This is a genomic window from Clostridium sp. (assembly GCF_030532265.1).
GTDB lineage: Bacteria > Bacillota > Clostridia > Clostridiales > Clostridiaceae > Clostridium.
In genome coordinates this window covers 1-3552 of record NZ_JAUNLM010000109.1, presented here as the reverse complement: position 1 = coordinate 3552, position 3552 = coordinate 1, and the positions used below count along the sequence as shown (strand labels likewise).

General features: G+C 24.4%; 1 protein-coding gene and 1 CRISPR repeat array. The gene reads left to right on the top strand.

Going from position 1 to position 3552, the window contains the following annotated elements; translation table 11 throughout:
• Positions 1-110: 110 nt before the first annotated feature.
• A CRISPR array of direct repeats spans positions 111-1253; the repeat unit is 29 nt; unit sequence GTATTAATTTCACTATATTAGTTATAAAG.
• A 263-nt stretch (positions 1254-1516) separates the two neighbouring features.
• Complete coding sequence (gene cas3 / locus Q4E08_RS11885; protein ID WP_303131198.1) at positions 1517-3508, top strand: CRISPR-associated helicase Cas3'; 1992 nt, start codon at positions 1517-1519, stop codon at positions 3506-3508.
• Positions 3509-3552: the final 44 nt, after the last annotated feature.

Sequence of the window (3552 nt, the reverse complement as noted above, 5' to 3'; positions counted from 1 at the left end):
AAGCTTTAAACAATTTTTATAAAAAGTAAAAAAACATTACTTAAGGTCTACTGCATAATTAAAGAATTAATACATTTAAAAGTAAGTAATATAGCTATTTTAAGATGGGGGTATTAATTTCACTATATTAGTTATAAAGCCAAAAAACTTAGATAGAGTTGGAGCAATTAAATATAGTATTAATTTCACTATATTAGTTATAAAGAAGGAATGGTCTTGGTTTGAGCGTGGAATGGAATTTGTATTAATTTCACTATATTAGTTATAAAGATAATAGGGTTAAGAAACTATAATAATAAAGACTTAGTATTAATTTCACTATATTAGTTATAAAGGTAGATGGTTCTGATAGTAAACCTATAGATAAACCTGTATTAATTTCACTATATTAGTTATAAAGTGGTGTCAACCCCCATTTTACTAAATGGAGTTTTAGGGTATTAATTTCACTATATTAGTTATAAAGGTAGCTGAATCTATAAGTGTTTTATGACTTCCTATAGTATTAATTTCACTATATTAGTTATAAAGAGATTTAAGAAGCCTTCTCGTGATCGTTTGATTTTTGGTATTAATTTCACTATATTAGTTATAAAGTTTATTACAATATCTCTTCCCCAAAGTAAGGTGTAAGTATTAATTTCACTATATTAGTTATAAAGACTGGAGGCCTTCCACATAGCAAGGCTTGTACCTTGGTATTAATTTCACTATATTAGTTATAAAGAAGAAAAGTTCAACATAACAAGTATGTTCTGGAATATGTATTAATTTCACTATATTAGTTATAAAATGAGTTAAGTATATAATAAAGCATTACTAAAAGTCAGTATTAATTTCACTATATTAGTTATAAAGCAATCATACAATCCAGTTACAGGGACTAAAAACATAGTATTAACTTCACTATATTAGTTATAAAGTTATCTAAATGTGTAGGGTATGAGAGGTTAGAGGATAGTATTAATTTCACTATATTAGTTATAAAGGGAAGAAAAATGACAGGGGAGTATGTGGTAGAAGTACGTATTAATTTCACTATACTAGTTATAAAGCTTGCTGGAGTAGTTGTAGTAGTAGAGGCTATTGGCTGTATTAATTTCACCATATTAGTTATAAAGGTTTCGTGATCTATAAGTGTTATATTTCTCGTTATTGGTATTAATTTCACTATATTAGTTATAAAGGTTTCAGCTTCAATTCACGCTTTCGATACTGAAACGTATTAAAATTTTACTATATTAGTTATAAATTAATATTAACAAGGAAACAATAATAAAGAGATAATATATTTTATATTACTCATAAAAATGAGTGTTGATTTATTAATAAAGTTTACTTTGTTTTATATTAATTTCACTATTTTATTTATGGTATTAGTTATAAATTTTAAATACATATCATGATAAAGTTCAATATTTTAATTTCATTAAGTTAATTATAAATAATCTTGAAATAATTGTTATATTAATTTCACTATGTTAGTTTAGAGATATTATTTATTAAGGTGGATTATATGGATTATTATATTTTAAAGAATTATAAAGCAAAATTAGATGGAACGACAATATATCAGCACTCATTAAATTTAGTAGATATTCTATCACAATTGAATGATATACATGAAATAGATGATATTAATACTTTAAATAAGTGCGCAATGTTACATGATATAGGAAAATGCGTTAAAGAGTTTCAAGATAATATTGAGAGTACTCATAGAAAAGTAAGACATGAACTATTGTCCGCAAGTTATTTAAATCTATCATTTAAAGAAAGATTAATCATTTTATTACATCATAAAAAAATAGATTACTGGAAAAGTGTAATAGGTAATGAGTGTTATGTAGAAGAGCTTGAAGAAATAAAATCTGAGTTAAATTGTGATTTTGAAAATATAAATAATTTTTTAAAGAGTTTATATAAAAGAAATATAGAAAAATCATTGAAAGATAAAGAACTTATCCTTATGTTAGGATATTTAAAATTAGCAGATCATATATCTAGTGCAGGTATTAAAAAAATAGATGAAGGATTATATTGCAAGGATATTTATAAATTTTCTTCATTTAAAAGGATACAAGAACAGGTATTAGAATTAAAGAATAAGGAAGATATAATAGTAATAGCTCCAACTGGAAGTGGAAAAACAGAGACTTCTATGTTATGGGCAGACAAGATGCAAAATAAAAATAGAAGTAAAAGGATATTCTATTTATTGCCTTATACAGCAAGTATCAATGCTTTATATAAAAGGTTTAAGAAAGAAGAAATAAGTGTAGGGGTTCTACATAGCAAAGTTAGAAGTTTATTGATTAGAGAAGATGATATTTTAGATGAAAAAGAGGAATTAGAATTATTTAAAAAGAATATAAAGCAAGTTACCATAGCTACAATATTTCAAATTGTAAGGGCTTCTTTTGGAGCTAAAAATTGGGAGATGCAATTAGCACAATTTAAAAATAGTATATTTATAGTTGATGAAATACATTGTTTTAAAATTAGAGAGCTAGCTTTCTTATTAGAAACTTTAAGATGGTTAAAGAGAGAATTTAATATAAGCATTTGTATTATGAGTGCAAGTATTCCAAAGTGTTTGCAAGATTTAATTAAAGAAAGGTTAGAAATTAATAACATTATAAGAGCAACAAATAAGGATTTCAAATTAAGACATAGGATACATTACGAGGATAATGATGTTTTTCAAAAAATAGATTATATAAAAGAAGAAATCAATAAGAATAAAAAAGTTTTAATTTGTGTAAATAGAGTAGACACATCACAAAAAATATATAGTGATTTAAAAAGTTTCTTTAAAGATAACAAAAAAATTAAATTAATACATGGCAAGTTTAATGCTAGGGATAGAAGTATTATAGAGAATGATATAGATAATTGTGATGTTTTAATAGGGACTCAAGCCATAGAGGTTAGTTTAGATATAGATTATGATATTCTGTTCACAGAAATAGCTCCCCTAGATTCATTACTACAACGCTTTGGTAGAGTAAATAGAAAAGGAAATAAGAGGATATCAAATATTTATATATTAAAAGAATCAGATAGAACATTTTATGATGAAGATATTATTAATAACACCTATGAACAGATAATAAAAATTATTGAAGATGATAAGGGTTTAATCTTTGAAGAAAAGGTTAACTCATATTTAAATGAAGTTTATAAAAATATAGATATGGAAGAGTATAATAGATATAGGGGAGATATTGAATTTTTTATAAGGAATTTAAAAGTAGGAAGTATTAATAAAGATGTAACAGAAGAAATTATAAATAACAACAACAATAACAATAACAACATATCGATGCTACCTATTTCTTTACTAAATAAATATTTAAAATTAAAGGAAGAAATGAAGTTTGTAGAGATGAATGAGTTATTTGTAAATGCAAATAGAGAGTTAGCAGAATATAATGAAGAAAATAATATTTATATTACTCATTGCAAATATGATTATAGAGGACTAGTAACTGATGAAAGAGAATAGCTTTATAACTAAGCACGGGGGATAATATGAAAAAACTAGCTTTT